Origin of the sequence: Rhizobium sp. MHM7A, assembly GCF_005862215.1 — a bacterium.
Lineage (GTDB): Bacteria > Pseudomonadota > Alphaproteobacteria > Rhizobiales > Rhizobiaceae > Rhizobium > Rhizobium bangladeshense.
In genome coordinates this window covers 345260-364602 of record NZ_VCHT01000002.1, presented here as the reverse complement: position 1 = coordinate 364602, position 19343 = coordinate 345260, and the positions used below count along the sequence as shown (strand labels likewise).

Genomic DNA, 19343 nt, shown 5'->3' with positions numbered 1-19343 from the left:
TTGCCCCCTGCGGACCGAATAACACGATTGATTCTATAGAGTAACGTCCCGGGGATAAACCCCATTTCTCGACCGCGGCGGCATCCCGTTCCCTAAAGGCATGAAATTCCTGCATGTTTTAGGCGAAATTTTCTTTGCACCCGTTATTCTTGAAATTCCATGCCAGCGCGCGGGAGCGGCCGGAAAGGCTGAAAAAACCCTGAAAAATCACGGAACTTTTGCGGCTGTAATCTGTTTTGTTCGCATACTTCGAAAGTACAGATGGGGTTACCACCAATGACGCAGATCCGTGAACCGGAGCGGCGAAGCAAAGTGCTACGCGGCCGTCCTTACAGCCTTGATGAATTCGCTTCTAAATACGGCCTGCGCAGCGACCAGGCCGAAAGCTTGTTTACCCGTTTCGGGCCTTCCTCGATCGAACTCGACTTGCTGATGGCGGCCAAGCGCCGCGCGCCTGTTCTGCCGGACAGAATTGCGAATGACACCTTTCACGAACGGAACCGATAGATGAGCGACAGACGCCATGAATGGATCAGCAAGAGGGCCTATGCGATCTGGGAAGAACAGGGCCGCCCCGACGGCCGGGACGGTGAACATTGGCGTCAGGCGGTCGCCGAACGGGACGCGCTGGAACGCACGCAGGCCTCGGTCGACGGACGCGAGGTGCTGGTGAAGTTTCGCCCGAAGCCGCAGCGGCCGGAACTGCCGCGCGCTGGATGGGTCACTCCCCCCGCCAAGGCTGGCTGATCCGACTTCAGCGGCGACCGGGCTGCTCAACGCAACACATCCCTGGTACCTGGCCAGCCTCGTCCGTCGGGGCCCTTGCGGGGGTGTGGCTTGTGACCACACGACACACGATGGCCATTGCGACACCGCACCACGATCAGCCCTCATCCTGAGGCGCGCAGGGCCATTGGCCGGAGCCTCGAAGGACGGGGGCGGTGGCCGACCCTCGTCCTTCGAGCCCCTGCGGCTTGCCTCACGATGGCGGAGAGAAGGTGCGGCTTGCCCACGATGCCGGGGAGAAGGTGAGGCTTGCCCCACCGGCGGCAGGAGCACTCCGGCGCCACGCGATTGCTGTCCGCTCGCTCCCTATGCTAGCCTGCGCCATGGAAGTCACCGTCTATATCCTCCGCTGCAGCGACGGCTCCTATTATACCGGGCTGACCAAGCAGGAGATCGAGGCTCGTGTGTGGGAGCACAATGCCCGGACCTATGACGGCTACACTGCCAAGCGCCTCCCGGTCGAACTCGTCTTTACCGAAACTTATGACCGCATCGTCGACGCCATCGCCCGCGAGCGGCAGATCAAGGGCTGGTGCGCCGCAAGAAGGAGGCACTGATCGCCATGGACTACGAGGCCTTGCCGGATTTGTCCAAACGGGGGCCGGTCGGGGCCAAGTAAGAGCGGTGGCGATGGTGGCCGACCTCGTCCCGCTAGGCCCGCGGGGGGCGCCTCAGGATGAGTGCGGAGAGAGGGTGCGACTTGCGGCACCGGAGGGGTCTTGGGAGTGTCAACGCCCGATTGCGAGGTATCACTCTGCAACACCGAACATAGAGATCAGCCGCTAGCCAGGTGCTACACCGTCCAACCGACCGGCCACACGGCATACCCATCGCCCCATCAGCCACACAGCACACCGATCAGCCCCAATCCTGAGGCGCGTAGGCAAAAGGCCGAAGCCTCGAAGGACGGGGGCGGGTGATGGGCAGGACGGTGAAGCGTCAAGAATGGCACAGTCCAACCGCTTCCCCGAACGCTGCTGTTTCCGCTTGAAACACTTCGTCAAGCATATTGGCACAAATCCATGGAGGACCTGTTTTTGTTTCACCCTAGCGCGACATTGCCGCTCGACACTCTCCTCGCAAAATCCGAAACGGAATAGGAATGAAACCGTGCTCACGCGCGAAGCATGGTTTCATCCGGTCGCGCCGCTGATCGCTGCCCGGCCGGGCCTTTAGTGTCGGGGAAAGCCTCAAACCGCCCGCCGGGGCGGGCCATGTCAGAAAGCGTTGTTTTCCTGGCAAAGCGCCCGGTGGACCTCGGTCCAGAACAGTGCCAGCCGGGTGTCGCCGTTGCGTTCGGCAACAAGGGCGCGGATCAACGCTTCGGAACCTGCCATGTCCTGCCAGCTGGATTTCAGGCCTTTGGCGGCCTGTCGGCATTCGGCAATCTCGAACGGTCTCTTGCTGTCCATATGAGGTCTCCTCATGAAGGCGCTAGCAGGCGGCGGCCGGATTGTCATTCCCCGCATATGTGGGGATGCCTTGTATTTATGACGGTCCTCACGGTAGGATTGAGGGAATTGGGACGATGGAAATGATCGAGAATACCTACAGCGACAGGTTCGAACCCGCTTTCGAACAGATCAAAGCTGCGGCAAATGTGGATGGCGCCATCCGCATTCTGCAGGCGGAATATGGCCTCGATTTCGTTACCTACCATCTCGCCCAGACGATCGCGAGCAAGATCGATTCCCCCTTCGTGCGCACCACCTATCCGGATGCCTGGGTCTCCCGCTACCTCTTGAACAGCTATGTGAAGGTCGATCCGATCGTCAAGCAGGGCTTCGAGCGCCAGCTGCCCTTCGACTGGAGCGAGGTCGAGCCGACGCCGGAAGCCTATGCCATGCTGGTCGACGCCCAGAAGCACGGCATCGGCGGCAACGGCTATTCCATTCCCGTCGCCGACAAGGCGCAGCGCCGCGCGCTCTTGTCGCTGAACGCCCGCATCCCGGCCGACGCCTGGTCGGAGCTCGTGCGCCGCTGCCGCAACGAATGGATCGAGATCGCCCATCTAATCCACCGCAAGGCCGTCTATGAGCTGCATGGCGAGAATGATCCAGTGCCGACCTTGTCGCCGCGCGAGATCGAGTGCCTGCACTGGACGGCACTCGGCAAGGATTACAAGGATATCTCGGTCATATTGGGCATATCAGAGCACACGACACGGGATTATCTGAAAACCGCGCGCTTCAAGCTCGGCTGCGCCACGATTTCGGCGGCCGCCTCGCGCGCGGTGCAATTGCGCATCATCAATCCCTGAGGATCGGAACCACTTTTCTGAAAATACGCCGTGTCGGGTCAAAAGCCGAAGGATCGCGGTGCTTCCGGGCTGCGCCTTGTTTCCGCGTGTCGTGACCTAATCCTCATACTTTTGGGCTAATCCCCCCATCTGAGGGGGCCCATCTGAGGGAATTTCCGATCTGGCCCGGCTGAACCATTCTGCTCTCCACGAACTGCAAACGCTGGAGGGCAAAATGTTCGTTATCATTCAAGCACATGAGTATCAGAAATACGCCGCCGTACTCGACCAGATGTTCCGCCTGCGCAAAAAGGTCTTCGCCGACCAGCTCGGCTGGGACGTTCCGGTCATCGGTCCCTACGAACGTGACAGCTACGATTCGCTTTCTCCGGCCTACCTCGTCTGGTGCAACGACAGCCGCACGCGCCTCTATGGCGGCATGCGCCTGATGCCGACGACTGGTCCGACGCTTCTCTACGACGTCTTCCGTGAAACCTTTCCGGCTGCAGCCGATCTCGTCGCCCCTGGCATCTGGGAAGGCACGCGCATGTGCATCGACGAGGAGGCGATCGCCAGGGACTTCCCCAATGTCGACGCCGGCCGCGCCTTCTCGATGATGCTGCTTGCCCTATGCGAATGCGCGCTTGATCACGGCATCCATACGATGATTTCCAACTACGAACCCTATCTCAAGCGCGTCTACAAACGCGCAGGCGCCGAAGTGGAAGAACTCGGCCGCGCAGACGGCTACGGCAAGTATCCCGTCTGCTGCGGCGCCTTTGAAGTGTCGGACCGCGTGCTGCGCAAGATGCGCGCCGCCCTCGGCCTGACCCTACCCCTTTATGTCAGACATGTTCCGGCCCGCTCGGTCGTAACGCAATTCCTGGAGATGGCAGCATGAAACGCGTCGTTGAAACCGCAACACCGAAAGACATTGGCGCGCTGGAGCGCCATGTCCTCGCATCCCGCGACATCGCCACGCAGATAGGGGATCCCTTCCTCTCCTATCTCCTCTCGATGGCGCTGTTCACGATCTACGAAAAGAAGGCACACCACGAGAATGAGGCGCTGAAGAGCAGCTTCGGCTGAGGGCGCGGGCCCCTCCGCCGCGCCTGAAGAGGGGCACACCTCCCGGCGCCTCGCGCGTGGCCGCAAAACCTGTCCCCGTTTTGCGGCTGCGCGCCCCCGCTCACCTTGTCGGGGGCGTCACACCATGGGGGAAGTCACGCCATCAGGGAATCGATCGTCGTAATCAGCGTGTCGTGCAGATAGGGCTTGGGCAGGAAGGCGGTATTGGCGGGCAACGCCATCGGATCAAGCCGCACCATGCCCGAGGTGATGATGATGCCGATATTCGGCCGCATCGCCCTCACCCGCTTGGCAAGCTGGATCCCATCCATCGAACCGGCCATGTTGACGTCGGTGAACAGGATATCGACATCCGGCCGGCCCTTCAGCACCACCATTGCCTCATCGGCATTAGCCGCCTCCAGCGCCACATGGCCCACATCCTCCAGCACATCGAGGACATTGAACCGGATCAGCGGCTCATCCTCCACGATGAGCACCACGGCACTGTTCGAAGCCACCATCTGCGATCGCCCTTTTGATGCGGTATATGATTCGAATAAGTGTATTCCGCGCTGGAAGGTTCCAGTGCTTTTGCCCACGAATTATGCATCATCCACAGATGTTGCGCTGACGGCTTGTGGCTCCCTGCAATTTGGGCTAGAGCGAACCAATGCTGCGGGAACCATTGCCCCGGCATCAAGGTGCCGGCCTCCGGCACCCAGGCGTCGAACATCCGACGCCGAGGGCCTGTAGCTCAATGGTTAGAGCCGGCGGCTCATAACCGCTTGGTTGGGGGTTCGAGTCCCTCCGGGCCCACCATCGTTTTCTGTAAGCCGCTGTTTCCGTTGCAGATCTATGGCACCAATGTCCCAATTTTCAAAACTTGAACCGTCAGTTGGAACACTTTTGTCCTCGTTCCGATCAGGGAGAAGCAGCTTTGCATTCGCGCCGGCCAACTTCCTGCGACGAGCCGCGCGGTGTACAGGTCTGCCTGCTGACTCCGACAATGGCCTCGAGCTGGCCGCTCATCGCACCGTTTTCAGCGGGGATTGGAAGCGCCTGCCTTTCGAAGGCCATGCGCCGAGTAGTGAAACAGTCCTGCCTCATGGCACTACTGACGCATCTTGTTTCCGAGCCCCTGTCGGAGAATGGCTTGCCGTATTCAGTGACCAGGAATGTCATCTGTCCCGCAGGTACCCGATCGAGCTCCAAGGCGAGATCAGGAGGAAGCGGCGCAGGACTATCTGTCGCGAGAGGAGGCGCGCCAGGTGATGGGAGTTGGAACCTGAGCTGCCGCCACACATTATCTGCTTGCAGCCTGACTCGTTCCATTTTGAAGGAGATTTCACATGAATAACATAATCTGGCTCGTCGGCGCCGTAGTCATCGTGCTCGCTATCCTGAGCTTCTTCGGCTTCCGTTGAGTGAGAAGTGCGGCGGCTCAACTGCACCATCCATGAACGCAGGAGCACGCCGCTACGCCGGACGAAGAACGCAACCGGCGCAACGTGATATATGGGGAGAATTAGCAGTGACTTAAATGTCTGCTGTCGTACCCATTGTGGGATCGAGACTGTCCCGTCGAGCTCGCGAGTCTCAAACGTCCGCGGTTGACGGGCGCTTCACCTATGGGCTCTCGAAAGTTCTCTTCGAAGCTCTCCCAGTAGATAAAGTGCTCGTCTTCTCAAAGCCGATACGCTTCGGACAGTTCTGCAGGTCGGCAATGCCTTGATTAACGACTGGCCGGAACAGACGTCAGGTGGCAAAACGGCATAGGTCAAAACCTTGGCGCCTGACATGGAGCCCCTCGAGGCGCGAAGCAGCGCTGCCTGGCCCCGTTCAAATGTACTGCATCGCAGCCAGCCACGAAGGTCTTCTTGCCCGAGGTCAGCCAGCGGTGATTTCGGCTTCGTCGTCGCCGGTCCGCCAGGAATTGCGAGCCCTGTCGCGTGAAAGCGGAAATCTCCAGAGCCGGGTCGCCATCAGCGCTCTGGCGGCACCCTTTGAGCAAGGTGTGGCCTCATCCAGCCGGCAAAGCGCATTATGGCATCGTCGGCCTCAGGAGCAAAGCCGGCCATCATCTGGAACGAGTGCAGCATCTCAGGAAAGATGTCGATGCGAGTTTCCACGCCAGCCGCCTTTAACGCCTCGGCGAACCTGACGCTGTCGTCCAGCAATGCCTCGTGTTCCCCCACCTGCAGGTACGTGGGAGGCATGCCGGTGAGATCTGCGAAAGTGGGCTGGCTTCGCGGGCGTCCAGGCCGCCTAGCACCAATGAGGCAAGGAAATCGACCGTCGGCTTCTGGAAGAACGCATCCCGCTCCCGGTTTGTCTGATACGATCTGCCCGATTGTGTGAAATCGACCCAGCCGGAAATCGACAGCGCCGCAGCCGGCATGGGAAGGGCACTCTGCTTGGCGAGAAGCAGGCCACCAAAAAGAGCGCCCACGCCGGCGGAGTCTCCTCCCACAACGATGCCCTCGGCCCGACACCCCGTCTTCAGCAGCCACTTGTAGGCGTCTCTCACGTGCTGCTGTTGGGCTGGAAACTTCGCTGTTTGCGACATTGGGTACGAGACCAGCAGGCCCTTCGTGCCGGCTGCGCTCGCCAGATGGCCGACGAGCTTGCGGTGAGAGTAGATCGAGCCGCCGACGAATCCGCCACCGTGGACATAGAACAGCACCTGGTCGGCCCTCGATCCCTCGGGCACGATCCAAAGGGCTCGGCGGCCGGCAACCGTGACTTCGCTATAGTCCACGCTGCCCGGCTCCGCGGTGAGGCTCGACCAGTGGAGGTCGGCGCGGTGCTGGATCTGCTCGTTCGTCAGCTCGTCGCTACCCGCCTGGGGTGATGCAGCGAGGGCTTCGTAGTGCCGCCGATTGGCCGCGCTGGCTCTGCTTGCCACTTTCGTCTCCCGTTTGAACCTGTGACGAAAACAAAGACGAGCTTTCCGACGACAAGGATACGTCGATAGTGAAGTATCTTTCTGTCGCTGCCGAACGTCCTTGCATGTGCCCTGCTCACGCGGAGTTCAATTGAAGTACGCACATGCGCAAGTTAATTGTCGGAAGTTTTGTTTCGCTCGATGGCGTCATCGAGAGCCCAATGGCCTGGGCCAGTCGCTTCTTCACCGACGAGGCGGTCGAGGATGCCTATCAGAAGGCCGGCGAGGCCGACTACTTCCTCCTCGGGCGTAAGACATACGAGATGTTCGCCGCCAGGTGGCCGGCGCTGACGGGAAAGTACATGGATCGAATGAACGGCCTCAAAAAGCTTGTGGTGTCCAATACGTTGGCCGACGTTCGATGGAACGCATCGATTCTGAACGGCGACATCGTCGGCAAGCTTCGCGAGCTCAAAACGCAGGATGGCGGCAACCTGTTGAAGTATGGCATCAGTGAGCTTGACCGCACGCTGCTCGAGAATGGACTGATCGATGCCTATGAGCTCTCGATCATTCCAACGCGCGTCGGCGCGGGCAAACGGGCGTTCGAGGATGTGCCGCCGGAGCTGGTCGACTTCGACCTTGCCGGACTGCGCTCGTTTAGCAACGGGGTCGTGGTGATGACGTACACTCCTAAACCCAGGCAATGCAATGCCTGAGAACCAGCTTCCCAGGGGCCTCTTCGATCTTCGCTACGCGGCGTTTCTGGAAACGGTGAGAGGCCATCGCGCCATCTTGCATCGCTATTGTGCGCGCATGTGCGGCTCGGTGCTCGACGGCGAAGACGTGATGCAGGATGTCCTGCTGGAGGCCTATCGCAAGCTGGATTTGCTCAAGGAGCCAAGGGCGATGAAGGCGTGGTTGTTTCGCATCGCCCACAATCGATGCCTCGACCATATCCGCACGAAGCGTTCCTGGAATTTCGTTGAACTGGACGAAGCGAATGCGCCAGCCTTTTTGCCCCCCGAAATACCGGCATTCGGCACCACCAACGCGATCGATCGGCTCGTGAGAACGCTGCCGCCGATGGAACGCGCCTGCGTGCTTTTAAAGGACGTGCTCGACCTCTCTCTCGAAGAGGCGGCAGGTGTCGTCGGCAACAGCGTGGGCGGCGTGAAGTCTGCCCTGCATCGCGGCCGGGCGCGACTAGCGGCGCAGTCGGAAGTGTCCGCCAGACCCGCTTCCGACGATCCGGCACTCGTCGCACTTCTGGAGCGGTATGTCGCCTTGTTCAACCAACGGAACTGGGCTGGCGTTGTCGAGCTGACGAGTGCCGACGCACACCTGCACGTCGCCGATTGCTATGACGGCGAAATCGGCAACGCGCCGTATTTTTCAGAGTTCCAGAAGTCCAAGACCCCCTGGCATCTTGATCTCGCCCGATTCGACGGTGAGCTGCTCATGATGGTGTCCAACTGGGTCGAAGACTCTTGGCGTCCGACCTATCCGGTGCGCATTCAGATCGGCGTAGATGGAGGCCTGAGCATCTCGGATTACTATGCGTGTCCCTGGCTGATGGAGGGTTTGGTCGAGTGATCAGGGATCAAGCGCATTCCTCCATCTGCATCGGCTACGCCCATGGGTGTTCGATCGCGGCAAGCGACGCGATCGCCGCTTGTCGAAGCCCTCATGGTTCGTGCGACCACACCCATCCGCGCGAACGAACGTGAGCAGTCGCGCCTATCTCCTCCTCAGAAAAGAGGAGACGAGAACAAGCCCTCACCCTGGGCGTCGTCACGGAAATGGCTGGGCGGTTCGCCAATGACGCGCTTGAATGCGCGGCTGAAGGAAGCCTGCGAGTCATAGCCAAGCCGTGTGGCAACAACCGAGACCCGCAGTCGGTCGCGCGTCAGCCAATGCATGGCTTGGTGCATCCGAACCCGCGTGACATAGCGCGCCGGCGTCTCACCGACGATCGCGGTGAAGCGTTCCGCGAAACTCGAGCGAGACGCACCCATCAATTTTGCCAGCGATTCGACGGTCCAATCGTGATCCGGACTGCGATGAATTGCGGCAAGAACCTTCCCGATGTCGGAGTTCCTGATCGCCGCAACCCATCCGGTCGAGTCTCCGCAGCCGCGCTCGACCCACGCGCGTATGATCGTGGCGGCGAGGACGTCGGCCAGACGTGCGAGAATGCCTGCGGAGCCGACGCGCTTCATGTCGACTTCACGGGTCATCGCTTCGAGCAGATGTGGGATTGCGGGATCACGCCCAGCCAATTCGGTTGCCCGCATAGTTTCGGGCATCATCCTGAGCAACGGATGTACAACGCCAACATTGAAGTGCATGCTGCCACAGAACAGCGTTGTCGTTGCTTCCGCATTTCCGCCGCGCATCTCATAAATACCTTGGCTGACTTCTTCGAAGCTAAAGCTCCTGATCGCCAGAGATGGAACATCAGGCGCGCTCGCCAGCACATGTTCGCGACCACGCGGCAGAAGCACGGCGTCCCCAGCGCGCAGCTCCAGCCAATCACCTGCTGAAACCTTCAGCCAGCAACTGCTTCCATCGATGAAATGGAAGCGGGCTGCAGTCTGTGCGGGGAAAGAGATGCCCCAGGGCGCCCCCATTTCACAGCGGCCATAGTCGACGCCGTCGAGCCGCAGGCCGCGCAGCAGGTCGCTGACGGCATCGCTGCCTCCAAATAGTGAAGCGTTGGACGAACGATCAAGCATTCCATGAAAATAGCACCAAAACGACAGCGCCGCACCCCCGACTTGTCGAGGCCAGGCTGAGGTCGCGTCGCAGAGCGCACACTCTCGTATGTTGTCCAGCCCAACGGTACCGCCTTCGCGCTATCCACATCCAACGTTCTCGCGCGGCTTCCGCGTACTGATCGCGGGGGGCACCAGCCATTCCGCCAAGATCGCACATTTGGACGAAAGGCAACACCATTCGGCTTTTGCGGCATTCATCGTCCGCGCCGCTGCCACTATTTCAAGGAGGTCGGCATTCACGCTCGAAACATGGAGACAGACTATGAAAATAAGAATGATTGCATCAGCTTCGCTCATCTTGACGCTCTTTGCCGCCCCGGCTCTCGCGGACGTCCACCACTTCGTCGCGTTGCGCTACGAGCGGAACGTGGACGCCTCGGTCAAGGCCGAGATCGCCGAGCGATTCAAAGCCTTGAAAAATACTTCGATGCGCAATGGGAAGCCCTACATCATGTCCATTACCGGCGGCGATGGCATCAGCAAGGAAGGCTTCGACCAAGGCTTCGAACAAGGCTTTCTCGTAATATTCGCCAGCCGGGAGGATCGGGATTACTTCGTCGGCAAACCTTATTCGGAGGTTATGGATCCGAGCCATCAGGCTGTCGCCCAGTTTGCTGAGCCGCATTTTGAACGCGACGCAAACGGCAAGGTTACCGGCATATTTGTTTACGACTATATCGTGGACGGTGAGGCCACCTCGAAGTAACCGCCGCGCGGAGCCGACGTACATCGCCGGCACCACCATTTTCTGGAGAAATCCTTCCGGAAAGTGTCTTGGCTAACTGGCTGCGACGGCATCGCTCCGAGGATCGGCAGCTCCACGGTCGCAGCTCGGCACATGCGCCCACACCAACCTGGGCCGGGCAGATCGCCGGCATCGAGCATATACGGCGGCAGCGGCAGACGGGTCCTTGAGTTCTCGCGTGCCTGGCGCGGCATTCGCCGGTAGCTCTGATCCTGCGCCGACTGGGTCTGAACCGGCTGGATCGACTTGGCCTCCGGTCGCCGCCCATGGTCTACGCGAACCGAAGGAACGCGTCCGTGACCACCAGCTCACCTGCCCGCATGCGGATACTCTCAGTCAGCCAAGACTGAGTGCCCATCTCCATGCTTGCGTTCGCCTTTATCCTTCTCAGTACGGGCCTGGTGCTTCTTGCCCCATTCCGCCAGCGGAGCGAGCGCGTAGTCGAGGTCGGCGCCGGTCTCTGTGACCGAATATTCGACGCGGGGTGGTACTTGATGAAAAACCTCCCGGTGAATCACTCCGTCGGCTTCCATCTCTCGCAGGTGTTGGATCAGCATCTTTTCACTAATTTCCGGGACAAGCCGTTTCAGCTCACCGAAACGGCAGGGCTGGGCCTGATGGATCTGCCAGAGCAGCAGCGCCTTCCACTTGCCGCCGATAACTGCAAACGCCGAACCCAATCCACAACTGTCGGGCAAATTTCCTTGTTTTCTTGCCAATGAAATCTCCAATTCCGGCATTTTGGTAAGTACCTTACATTTTTGTCCGTACTTGCGCAAGAAGAAGCGCACGCCTAGTTCTGTCGTGGTGGCGGAGCGCGCGGCAAAAAGACCAGAGGCAAAGCTTCCACCGGGATAGTTTTCGCACCGCAAAGCGGCTGTTCCAGAGATTTTCAAACCACGGATCACAGCGCATTCGGCGCTGGGAAAGGAAGAGGCATGAGCAGATTTCACGGCAAAAAGGCCGCTATCATAGGTGGCACGCATGGGATGGGACTGGCGGTGGCGCAGGCGCTGATCGCCGGAAGCGCCGAAGTCCTGATCACAGGGCGCAATGAAAGGAACCTTGCGGATGCCCGCCAGGTGCTTGGCGGTAGCGTGCATGCGGTCCGGTCCGACATCGCCAGCATGGAGGATATCGCCGTGCTCGGCGCTGAGGTAGGGCAGAAGTTCGGCGACATCGATTTCTTGCATGTGAACGCCGGCGTGTCGGAACTGGAACCGTTCGGCCAGGTCACCGAAGCATCTTACGATCGCCAGTTCAACATCAATACCAGAGGTGCCTTCTTCACCACTCAGCGCCTGATTCCGTTCATTAAAAGAGGCGGAGCGATTGTTTTCACCACTTCGATCGCTGAGGATTCCGGGATCCCGGGCATGGCGGTGTACTCCGCCACCAAGGCCGCGCTGCAGGCCTTCGGCAAGGTGCTGGCGGCGGAACTCTTGCCGCGCGGCATCAGGGTCAACATGGTCAGCCCGGGTTTCATCGACACGCCGACTATGGGCGTCGCCGGCGCATCGGCGGAAGAACGCGCGGCATTCATGAAGATCGGTGACGCGGTGACGCCGATGAAGCGCCACGGTAGCCCGGATGAGGTGGCGCGCGCAGTTTTGTTTCTTGCCTTCGACGCTACCTTCACCACAGGAGAGCGCATCAAGGTAGACGGCGGCTTGGGACAAGGGCTGACGGAATCGATGGGGTGAGCCGCAGTGCTAGACTATTTGTCATCGCCATAAAGAGCTATCTCGTGCCCGCCTAGGCTGGCACGAGATAAGATGGAATATACCTTTGCCGGCCGGCTCTCGGGATAAAACGATCATGAGCTCTGATCGTGACAAGCGACGCAAGCCAGCCAGCATCGGCGATCTGCAAATAACGCATCCTTCATTTGAAAGCCCGACTTCGCGGCCGCTTGCAGCGTGGTCTGTTACGCGCGAGGCCAAGGTGTCTGGCGAACTCGCCGTCAGTCACGAAAAGGCAACTTGACTTTGCCATGTCGATCCTGGCGCCGGGAAAACGGTGGACCGCCCCGGCGATTTAAAGGCAGACGGACACAGCACTTCCGCCCCTCCGGCTAGATATCGCTCTCATGTCGACAGCGGCCCGTGAAGCGACCGGCGTGGGAGGTCGACCCCCACGCCACCATCGAGCCCGCCAAGCCAGAAAGGGAGATCGTCGGGCTTATCGCTGATCCACCGGACAATTCTTAGAACTTCACGCCGATTCCGAACTTGAGTTCGTGCTGGTCGGCGTCGACATCAATACCGAGAATGTCTTTCTCGCCGAAGTCGTTATATCGATACTCGCCACGGGCGAAGATGTTGTTGGTGATAGCAAAGTCGACGCCGGCGCCGACGGTGTAACCGTTGAAGGTCTCGGTTTCCTTGTCTAATCCCGGCAGGTCGACGTATCCACGCGTGGCGGTCCAACCAGCTGCGCCATAAAGCAGCGCTCTGTCGAAGGCGTAGCCGACACGACCACGAACTGCGCCGGCCCAATCGGTCCCGACGTCCGCCCCCAGCGCTTCCTCTTCGTTCCAATTGTATTCGAGGTTGCCCTCTATACCGACGACGATGTTGTTGTCGAACTGGAAATTGTAACCCGCAAATCCACCAAAGACGCCGCCGTTAAAATCCTGGGAATCGCTGGCGCCACCGAGGCTGAAGTCGCCGTTTAGCCAACTGGCGCCGCCATCGATGCCGAGATAAGGGCCTGACCAGGTGAAAGTTGGCGCAGCCGCAACAGGTGCGGCCGGGACATCCTGCACGGCATCGGCTGCAACCGCGGTCGTTGCGACAAGTGCTAGGAAGGTGGTGGCGATCGTGAGCTTCATGTTCGTGACCCCATGTCTTGCAACACAACTGGAGGGTACAGCCTAACTCAACAAATAGCTGTAACGCCAAAGACACACTCGCAGAACTGTACGGTAGAGAACATATCCGCCGAATCTGTCATGGCAAGTGTCGCGCCTTCTAATAACTGCAAGAGCGTCCATCGCTGGGCCTGAACCCATTCCCGCAAGCCGGATTAAGCGGCCGCCCTTCCTGATAATAGCCGCCGATCGACGACGCCTGATCGACATTTCCTGATGAGGTGCAGGCCGAAGTGACCGTGGCAAGGCTGATCAGCGTTCCGGTCGCGACAAATGCGAAAAAACGGTTCATCTGAACTTCTCCTTCGGAGGGGCGTAGCTTAGCCCGAGCCTGCAATCTACCACGCCGCGATGGACAAGGGAGGATTGATAACGGCCGGTTAACCCTCCACAGGCCGCTCTTAACGTCAATGTGATCGCTTTGCACACCTGTGCATAGCAGTCATGCCAAATTGCCCATTGTTATGGCAGCCTGGGCAAAATATATGCGGCCGGCTAACAAAAAAAAGAATGAGTGAACTGCCATGAGCATACAGAAACTTTTCAACCGCAACCTCCTGACCCGCTTCGTCGCCGGTCTCGGTGCGGTTCCCCAGCGCATCCGCGTAGCCCGCGAAGAGCGCAAGCCCGCGATCCATCCCTCCTTCATGGATGATTTCGGCGCCTGACGCGCCGCGAAGCCGCCGCCGACAGCTCCTATCAAGCGGCGGCGGACAATTCTTTTCGGAACCATCTCCGATCGACCGGCCGGCCTTCGGCCCGCCCGCCGATCCTGCCGAATTCGACATAGCCTAGTTTCGGATAAAAGGCCGGCGCCTGGGTCGAGAGCGTATCAACACAGGCCGTGCCGGCAGCACGGCGTCGCCCCTCCTCTTCCGCCGCCGCCATCAGCTTCGTGCCGATGCCGGTAAGCCTCCGCGATTTCTCAACCCACAGGTTGCCGATGAAGAGGATCGAGACGGAAACGGACGCGGTGATTCCGCCGAAAAGCCTCCCATCCTCGCGCCAGATGATGGCGAAGGCTTCGCGCCGGATGTTCGAGCTCTCGTTGAAGGCGCTGAGGCCATCGGAAATCGCAGCCACGATATCGGCCGGCACGGGATCCAGCATTTCGAACATTGTTTCCTCGCCATGATAGTTGCCGCATGATAACGGCCTGCAGGCTGCGGTCCAGACGGCCTTGGCTTTGCGGCAAGCCGGACGCTCTGACATTTTTCTGCCAATGCGGCCGCGCCCGTTCCTTCCGCCGCAATAGCTTCACAATCAACCGACAGAAAGCTGATCGGGAAACGACAACTAGGGAATGAAACATGGCGCCGATTCTCTCGAAGACACTTATGATGACTGCCCTTCTTGCCCTGCCGCTCGGCAGTGCAGCGCCTGCATTGGCGCAGGAGACAAAGCCGCGTGAGGCGGTGATTTCGGTGACGGGCGATGGCGAATCGTCGCTGGCGCCCGACATGGCCGTCGTCAACCTCGCCGTCGTCAAGCAGGCGAAGACCGCCCGTGAGGCGCTCGACGAGAACAACAAGGCGATGAACGACGTGCTAAAGTCGCTGAAGGACGGCGGTATCGCCGAGCGCGACCTGCAGACCTCGGGCTTTTCCATCCAGCCGCAGTATAATTATCCGCAGCCGGTCGACGGCCAGCAACAGCAGCCGCAGCTGATCGGCTATCAGACGATCAACTCGGTTACCGTCCGCCTGCGTGATCTTTCCAAGCTCGGCCAGGTGATTGACCAGTCGGTGACGCTCGGCATCAACCAGGGCGGCGACATCCAGTTCACCAATGACAAGCCGGACGCGGCGCTCGAAGAGGCGCGCAAGAACGCCGTCGCTGAAGCAGTCAAGAAGGCGAAGACGTTGAGCGAAGCCGCCGGCGTCAAGCTCGGCCGCATCCTCGAGATCAACGAGAATGTGCCTCGCCCGCTGCCGCAGCCGGTCTATCGCGCCACGATGATGAAGGAAGCTGACGTAGCGGCCGTCCCCGTCCAGGGCGGCGAGAACAATTACACTGTCAGCGTCACTGTGACCTTTGCCATCGAGCAGTAAATCGCACCTGGAAAGAGGTGCAATGGGCAGCAGATCCTCGACGAGAGGTTGATGGAGCCCGGTTTTGCGCTGCGGCCGTCCAACGGCCCCTCCCCATAAAAGGGAGGGGCTAAGATGCCGCACTGCTTCACATAAAACCCTATCGCACCAGTCGGCAAAAAGAGGAACAGCCAGCAAGGCTTCTCCTTTTGGTCGGCGGAGACCGCAGCTTAGCCCTTCCCCTTTTGGAGAGGGGTTGGCCTCGGGCACTGGTCGAACCGAGCGCAAAACAATCCCACAAAATAGAAAACCGCCTTGCCGATCGTGGAGACCGGCAAAGGCGGTTCTGGCGGCCGCATCGGGGAGACGCGGCCCGTATCTACAAAAATCAGCGGCGCAGAGGGGGGCAGCCGCGGACGTTGCCGAAGCTCATTTCATCGGGGCCGCGACGGGTCCAGCCCTGGACGATGACTCGGCGCGGGGTGATGTCGACGACGCGCGCGCGGCGGAAGCCGTAATCGCGGGCGAGATCTTCGGCCAGACGCGGATCGCAGCCGCGCGGACGCCGATTGAAGCCCGGCGGCGGAGGCGGACGGCGGTAATCGCGCGGCGGCTCGCGATCCGGATCACCGATAATGATACTAAACTGCGCGGCAGCCGGAACCACCGTGCCGGCAAGAGTGCCGGCGGTCAGCATGGCGGCAAGACCCGCCTTTGCCAGAAACTGCATCATCAAAAAAGCCTTTCGTTCTATAGTCGGTGCGGTCGAACCGCCCTCCCCACGCTCCGCATCAAAGCGTCAGTGGAATCACTTATACAAATCTGAGAAGAGACGGCTGGAAGTGCCGCCGTCAAGGCAAAAGGAGCGGCGAGCGCGTGTCGGCGCCTGCCGCTCGGAGGCTCAGCGCCGGATCAGCGGGCAGCCGCGGACATTGGCGAAGACCATCCTGTCCCAGCCGCGACGGTCGCGACCGGCCACGACGACGACACGCGGCGACATGCGGGTGACATGGGCTCTGCGCAGGCCGAAATCGCGCGCCTTGCGCACGGCGTGCATCGGTGAGCAGCCGCGGATCGGGCGGTGATATTGCGCCTCGACGATGAAGCTCGTCTGCGGCCCTGCGGCTGCCGCCGTGGAAACAGTGGCCGGTATTGATGAGAGGGCGAGCACTGCGGCAAGGCAAGCCTTGGTGAGGAAATGCGTCATGGAGTGTCTCCGTCGATTGGTCTTTTAAGCTCTCCCTTCAGGGATTGCCTCGACAGTAAACGCTGCAAGCTGAATGGTGTTCGAACCGGGCATTCAGTTTGCATTCACAAGAAGATGAGTGGTTTTCGATCGTCATCAACCCACCCACGCCCTTCGCAACCCGTTTATACACCAAAGGCAACGTACAAGGACGAGGGCTGATCGGGGTGTCAAGGCCCCGGAGAGGGAAGGACGCACGCTCAGGTCCCGAGATGCAGCACGATTTCGCGCCTGTGGGGCCGGTCGCGATGCTCGAAGAGATAGAGGCCCTGCCAGGTGCCGAGCGTCAGGCGCCCCCTGGCGACGGGAATGCCGATCGACACCTGTGTCAGCGCCGCTTTGATATGCGCCGGCATGTCGTCCGCCCCCTCGGCCCTGTGCACGACCCAGCCCATCGACGGATCGGAGGCAGGCGGCACGAGGCGGCGGAAAAAGGCGAGAAGGTCGGTGCGCACGTCGGGATCGGCATTTTCCTGGATCAGCAACGAACAGGATGTGTGGCGCACGAAGACGGTGAGAAGTCCCTCCTCCCGCCCCGAGGCGCTGACGAAGGCCGCCGCCTGATCGGTGAATTCGTAAAGTCCCTGGCCGCGCGTGGACAGGGTGAGGATTGTCTGGGGCACGGGCGCTCTCCATCTCGCAATGACACTCCCCGCGAGTTGGCGCGCCGTGACGGCCAAGTCAATGCCTGGCTGAAGCCGCGGCTGAGCGGGGTCAGAGCTTCAGCAGCATCTCGAAACCGCCATAGATCATCCGCTTGCCGTCGAACGGCATCTGCCATTGATCGCCCTGAAGCCTTGGATCGCCCATCACCTTGGCGTTGACGTCGTCGCGTTCCTGTCGCGACCGGTATGTAATCCAGGAGAACACCACGACCTCGTCCTCCTTGGCCTGCACCGCGCGGGGAAAGGAGGTCAGCTCGCCATAAGGCACGTCGTCGCCGACGCATTCGACATATTCGAGCGCGCCATATTCCTTCCAGATCGAGCCGGCGAAGGTCGAGAATTTTTTGTAGGCCTCGATGTTCTCCCTCGGCACCGCTACGACGAAACCATCGACATAGGACATAACACACCTCCTCGCTCATCCCGGTTAGCGGCAGAGATAGGAGGCCAGCGGGGCAGGTCCAGGTACGAAGCGGAAGGCAGGCTCTTCATGCACTCACGGCCCGTTCACCAGCTTGAGGATGAGCTGGTGGATATTGCCGCCGTCACCCATCTCGACCTTGTCGAAATCGCGCCCGCGCTGGCGCTGCCTTGCGGAAATCTCGCCGAGGCGGCGTGTCAGTTCGACCCGGATTTTCTTGCAGTCTGGGTCGTCGGCAACGGTGAGGCCGACGCTCATCGTCTCGATCTCCTTGACCATTTCCTTGATGGTTTCGCCATGCACCCGCTCATGCGCGGCAACGCCCGAGATGAAGCCCTCCCAGCTGCTCTTGACGGCTGGCGGCAGCGCGGCCGAGGGCTTCGGCAGCGTGTAGGTGATAATGAGCTTCGGCCGGTTTGTGACGATGACGCAGGCATTGCCCTGCGGCTCGTATTTGCGGGTCCAGGTGAGCTTGAACGTCGTATGGGCGATGACCCGCCCGGTGACGCCGGCCTTGGGCCCCTGTGCCCCGATCGATTCATAAAGCTCGGCACCCGTCCTGCCTGAAATCGAATAGGGCCGCACCTCCTCGATTGCCTGCCATTCGGTCTTCGCCGCCGCCGGCAATGCCGCGGCAACCGCCGCCAGCACACAAGGTAGAAAAATCGTCTTCACGCATCGCCCCGCCGAATGATTCCCGCCGCCGAACCTAACGATGCCGTTCCGTGCTTTCAACGCGCATGCGAGGCCGCTGATATCAGCGCGGCTCCCTGGAGATGCTGAGATAGACGGGGTCGAATTCGGCGATCTCCTGCAGGCGTTCCCAGTCGACGATGGTGATGGTGCGGTTTTCCCAGGTGAAGACGCCCTCGCGCCGGAGGGCCTGCAGCGTCTTGTTGAGGTGGACGACCGAAATGCCGAGCACGTCTGCCATCTCGATCTGCGTCAGCGGAAACTGAAAGCTTTCGCCCCGCGTCCGCCTGACGACCTGCAGCCGCATGAAGAGCTCGCAGACGAGATGGGCGATCTGGGCTCGTTTCGAGCGCCGGCCCATGGCGACGATCCATTCCCGATGAATTGCGCCATCGACCAGCGTGTCGAGCCAGAGCAGCCGCGTCAGATGCGGCATGCGCTCGGTGATCGCCCGCAAGTCGGCATGATCGGCCAAGGCGACGTGACAGGGCGAGAGCGCGACGATGCCATGATCCATCTTCTTGACCGGGAAGGCATGGAGGTCGACAAAATCGCCGGCGACATGCAGGGCGGTGATCTGCCGGCTGCCGTCCGCCATCACCTTGTAGCGCGCCGCAAAGCCATCGAGCAGCAGCGTGCTGTAGGGCGGCCGGCTTCCCTCCGGGACGAGATCCTCCCCGGCGGCAAAATGCCGGTCCTTGACGAGGATGGATCGGAGAAGGTTTTCCTCCTCGCTCGACAGCACGTCACGGCTTCCAAGGTTCAGCAACAAGGCTTCAATCACGGTCATGTCCCCCAATCTTGCGAGGGTTAGGGACCGCCTCGGTGCGATCCATATTTTCTATGAGAATCAATGCCTAGCCTCGGGAACAATTGTCTTCATCAGTTATTTCTCCTGTGACGCGCAGGAA

24 protein-coding genes, 1 tRNA gene and 2 pseudogenes are annotated in these 19343 nt (G+C 60.4%); 13 read left to right on the top strand and 14 right to left on the bottom strand.

The window, feature by feature from the left end:
• Nucleotides 1-276 precede the first annotated feature (276 nt).
• The 3 genes and pseudogenes from FFR93_RS09995 (at nt 277) to FFR93_RS09985 (ending at nt 1405) form a co-directional block, all read left to right on the top strand.
• Nucleotides 277-507 (top strand): hypothetical protein, encoded by a 231-nt coding sequence (locus FFR93_RS09995; RefSeq protein WP_064711511.1) that lies wholly within the window; start codon nt 277-279, stop codon nt 505-507.
• A complete protein-coding gene (locus FFR93_RS09990; protein ID WP_064705655.1) occupies nt 508-747 on the top strand; it encodes a DUF2934 domain-containing protein in 240 nt (79 codons plus the stop codon). It abuts the gene before it with no gap.
• A 362-nt stretch (nt 748-1109) separates the two neighbouring features.
• A pseudogene (locus FFR93_RS09985) lies at nt 1110-1405 on the top strand (GIY-YIG nuclease family protein).
• Between the two features lie 598 nt (nt 1406-2003).
• Here FFR93_RS09985 and FFR93_RS09980 read toward each other — a convergent pair.
• Nucleotides 2004-2198, bottom strand: a complete 195-nt coding sequence (locus tag FFR93_RS09980) for a hypothetical protein (RefSeq protein ID WP_064705657.1) — start codon at nt 2196-2198, stop codon at nt 2004-2006.
• Nucleotides 2199-2320: 122 nt separating this feature from the next.
• Between FFR93_RS09980 and FFR93_RS09975 the strand changes: the two genes are divergently transcribed.
• The 3 genes from FFR93_RS09975 (at nt 2321) to FFR93_RS09965 (ending at nt 4114) form a co-directional block, all read left to right on the top strand.
• Entirely contained in the window at nt 2321-3046 is a 726-nt protein-coding gene (locus FFR93_RS09975) for a LuxR family transcriptional regulator (RefSeq protein WP_064706131.1), read from the top strand.
• Nucleotides 3047-3260: 214 nt separating this feature from the next.
• On the top strand, nt 3261-3926 hold the full coding sequence (locus FFR93_RS09970; RefSeq protein ID WP_064705658.1) for an acyl-homoserine-lactone synthase: 666 nt from the start codon (nt 3261-3263) through the stop codon (nt 3924-3926).
• Nucleotides 3923-4114, top strand: a complete 192-nt coding sequence (locus FFR93_RS09965) for a hypothetical protein (protein WP_064705659.1) — start codon at nt 3923-3925, stop codon at nt 4112-4114. The genes FFR93_RS09970 and FFR93_RS09965 overlap by 4 nt, the downstream gene beginning before the upstream one ends.
• A gap of 134 nt (nt 4115-4248) precedes the next feature.
• Here FFR93_RS09965 and FFR93_RS09960 read toward each other — a convergent pair whose 3' ends face one another.
• Nucleotides 4249-4617, bottom strand: coding sequence for a response regulator (locus FFR93_RS09960; RefSeq protein ID WP_064705660.1), 369 nt, complete (start codon nt 4615-4617; stop codon nt 4249-4251).
• Between the two features lie 222 nt (nt 4618-4839).
• On the opposite strand from FFR93_RS09960, the gene FFR93_RS09955 reads away from it, so the two are divergent.
• Nucleotides 4840-4915, top strand: a tRNA-Ile gene (locus tag FFR93_RS09955).
• A 1163-nt stretch (nt 4916-6078) separates the two neighbouring features.
• Here FFR93_RS09955 and FFR93_RS09950 read toward each other — a convergent pair.
• Nucleotides 6079-6779, bottom strand: a pseudogene (locus FFR93_RS09950) (alpha/beta hydrolase).
• Nucleotides 6780-7144: 365 nt separating this feature from the next.
• Between FFR93_RS09950 and FFR93_RS09945 the strand changes: the two are divergent.
• A complete protein-coding gene (locus FFR93_RS09945) occupies nt 7145-7699 on the top strand; it encodes a dihydrofolate reductase family protein (RefSeq protein WP_138393108.1) in 555 nt (184 codons plus the stop codon).
• Nucleotides 7692-8576 (top strand): RNA polymerase sigma factor, encoded by an 885-nt coding sequence (locus tag FFR93_RS09940; RefSeq protein ID WP_138393107.1) that lies wholly within the window; start codon nt 7692-7694, stop codon nt 8574-8576. The genes FFR93_RS09945 and FFR93_RS09940 overlap by 8 nt, the downstream gene beginning before the upstream one ends.
• Nucleotides 8577-8731: 155 nt before the next feature.
• Here FFR93_RS09940 and FFR93_RS09935 read toward each other — a convergent pair whose 3' ends face one another.
• The gene (locus tag FFR93_RS09935; protein WP_138393106.1) at nt 8732-9718 is read right to left on the bottom strand and encodes an AraC family transcriptional regulator; all 987 of its coding nucleotides are present in this window, start codon (nt 9716-9718) and stop codon (nt 8732-8734) included.
• Nucleotides 9719-9809: 91 nt separating this feature from the next.
• On the opposite strand from FFR93_RS09935, the gene FFR93_RS09930 reads away from it, so the two are divergent.
• Nucleotides 9810-10466 carry a Dabb family protein gene (locus tag FFR93_RS09930; protein ID WP_171049147.1) on the top strand — a complete coding sequence of 219 codons (657 nt, stop codon included), beginning with the start codon at nt 9810-9812 and terminating at the stop codon, nt 10464-10466.
• 371 nt (nt 10467-10837) lie between these two features.
• On the opposite strand, the gene FFR93_RS09925 is transcribed toward FFR93_RS09930, so the two are convergent.
• Nucleotides 10838-11245, bottom strand: coding sequence for a helix-turn-helix domain-containing protein (locus tag FFR93_RS09925; RefSeq protein ID WP_138393482.1), 408 nt, complete (start codon nt 11243-11245; stop codon nt 10838-10840).
• Between the two features lie 198 nt (nt 11246-11443).
• On the opposite strand from FFR93_RS09925, the gene FFR93_RS09920 reads away from it, so the two are divergent.
• The gene (locus tag FFR93_RS09920) at nt 11444-12208 is read left to right on the top strand and encodes an SDR family oxidoreductase (RefSeq protein WP_138393104.1); all 765 of its coding nucleotides are present in this window, start codon (nt 11444-11446) and stop codon (nt 12206-12208) included.
• Nucleotides 12209-12711: 503 nt separating this feature from the next.
• Here the strand turns inward: FFR93_RS09920 and FFR93_RS09915 are convergent.
• A complete protein-coding gene (locus FFR93_RS09915; RefSeq protein ID WP_138393103.1) occupies nt 12712-13338 on the bottom strand; it encodes an outer membrane protein in 627 nt (208 codons plus the stop codon).
• Between the two features lie 139 nt (nt 13339-13477).
• Nucleotides 13478-13669 (bottom strand): hypothetical protein, encoded by a 192-nt coding sequence (locus FFR93_RS09910; protein WP_138393102.1) that lies wholly within the window; start codon nt 13667-13669, stop codon nt 13478-13480.
• Between the two features lie 232 nt (nt 13670-13901).
• On the opposite strand from FFR93_RS09910, the gene FFR93_RS40780 reads away from it, so the two are divergent.
• Entirely contained in the window at nt 13902-14045 is a 144-nt protein-coding gene (locus tag FFR93_RS40780; RefSeq protein ID WP_171049146.1) for a hypothetical protein, read from the top strand.
• A gap of 31 nt (nt 14046-14076) precedes the next feature.
• On the opposite strand, the gene FFR93_RS09905 is transcribed toward FFR93_RS40780, so the two are convergent.
• On the bottom strand, nt 14077-14496 hold the full coding sequence (locus tag FFR93_RS09905) for a GNAT family N-acetyltransferase (RefSeq protein ID WP_138393101.1): 420 nt from the start codon (nt 14494-14496) through the stop codon (nt 14077-14079).
• A gap of 191 nt (nt 14497-14687) precedes the next feature.
• Between FFR93_RS09905 and FFR93_RS09900 the strand changes: the two genes are divergently transcribed.
• On the top strand, nt 14688-15428 hold the full coding sequence (locus FFR93_RS09900) for an SIMPL domain-containing protein (protein ID WP_138393100.1): 741 nt from the start codon (nt 14688-14690) through the stop codon (nt 15426-15428).
• A 367-nt stretch (nt 15429-15795) separates the two neighbouring features.
• Here FFR93_RS09900 and FFR93_RS09895 read toward each other — a convergent pair whose 3' ends face one another.
• The 6 genes from FFR93_RS09895 to FFR93_RS09870 all read right to left on the bottom strand — a co-directional run bounded on the left by FFR93_RS09895 (nt 15796) and on the right by FFR93_RS09870 (nt 19216).
• On the bottom strand, nt 15796-16140 hold the full coding sequence (locus FFR93_RS09895; RefSeq protein ID WP_064705672.1) for a hypothetical protein: 345 nt from the start codon (nt 16138-16140) through the stop codon (nt 15796-15798).
• A 168-nt stretch (nt 16141-16308) separates the two neighbouring features.
• On the bottom strand, nt 16309-16614 hold the full coding sequence (locus FFR93_RS09890) for a hypothetical protein (RefSeq protein ID WP_064711502.1): 306 nt from the start codon (nt 16612-16614) through the stop codon (nt 16309-16311).
• Between the two features lie 239 nt (nt 16615-16853).
• Nucleotides 16854-17276, bottom strand: a complete 423-nt coding sequence (locus FFR93_RS09885) for a secondary thiamine-phosphate synthase enzyme YjbQ (protein WP_064705674.1) — start codon at nt 17274-17276, stop codon at nt 16854-16856.
• A 91-nt stretch (nt 17277-17367) separates the two neighbouring features.
• Nucleotides 17368-17721, bottom strand: coding sequence for a DUF1428 family protein (locus FFR93_RS09880; protein WP_138393099.1), 354 nt, complete (start codon nt 17719-17721; stop codon nt 17368-17370).
• Between the two features lie 93 nt (nt 17722-17814).
• Nucleotides 17815-18456: a DUF922 domain-containing protein gene (locus tag FFR93_RS09875; protein ID WP_171049171.1), complete on the bottom strand. Its 642-nt coding sequence runs from the start codon at nt 18454-18456 to the stop codon at nt 17815-17817.
• A gap of 40 nt (nt 18457-18496) precedes the next feature.
• Nucleotides 18497-19216 (bottom strand): Crp/Fnr family transcriptional regulator, encoded by a 720-nt coding sequence (locus FFR93_RS09870; RefSeq protein WP_064711681.1) that lies wholly within the window; start codon nt 19214-19216, stop codon nt 18497-18499.
• Between the last annotated feature and the right edge of the window lie 127 nt (nt 19217-19343).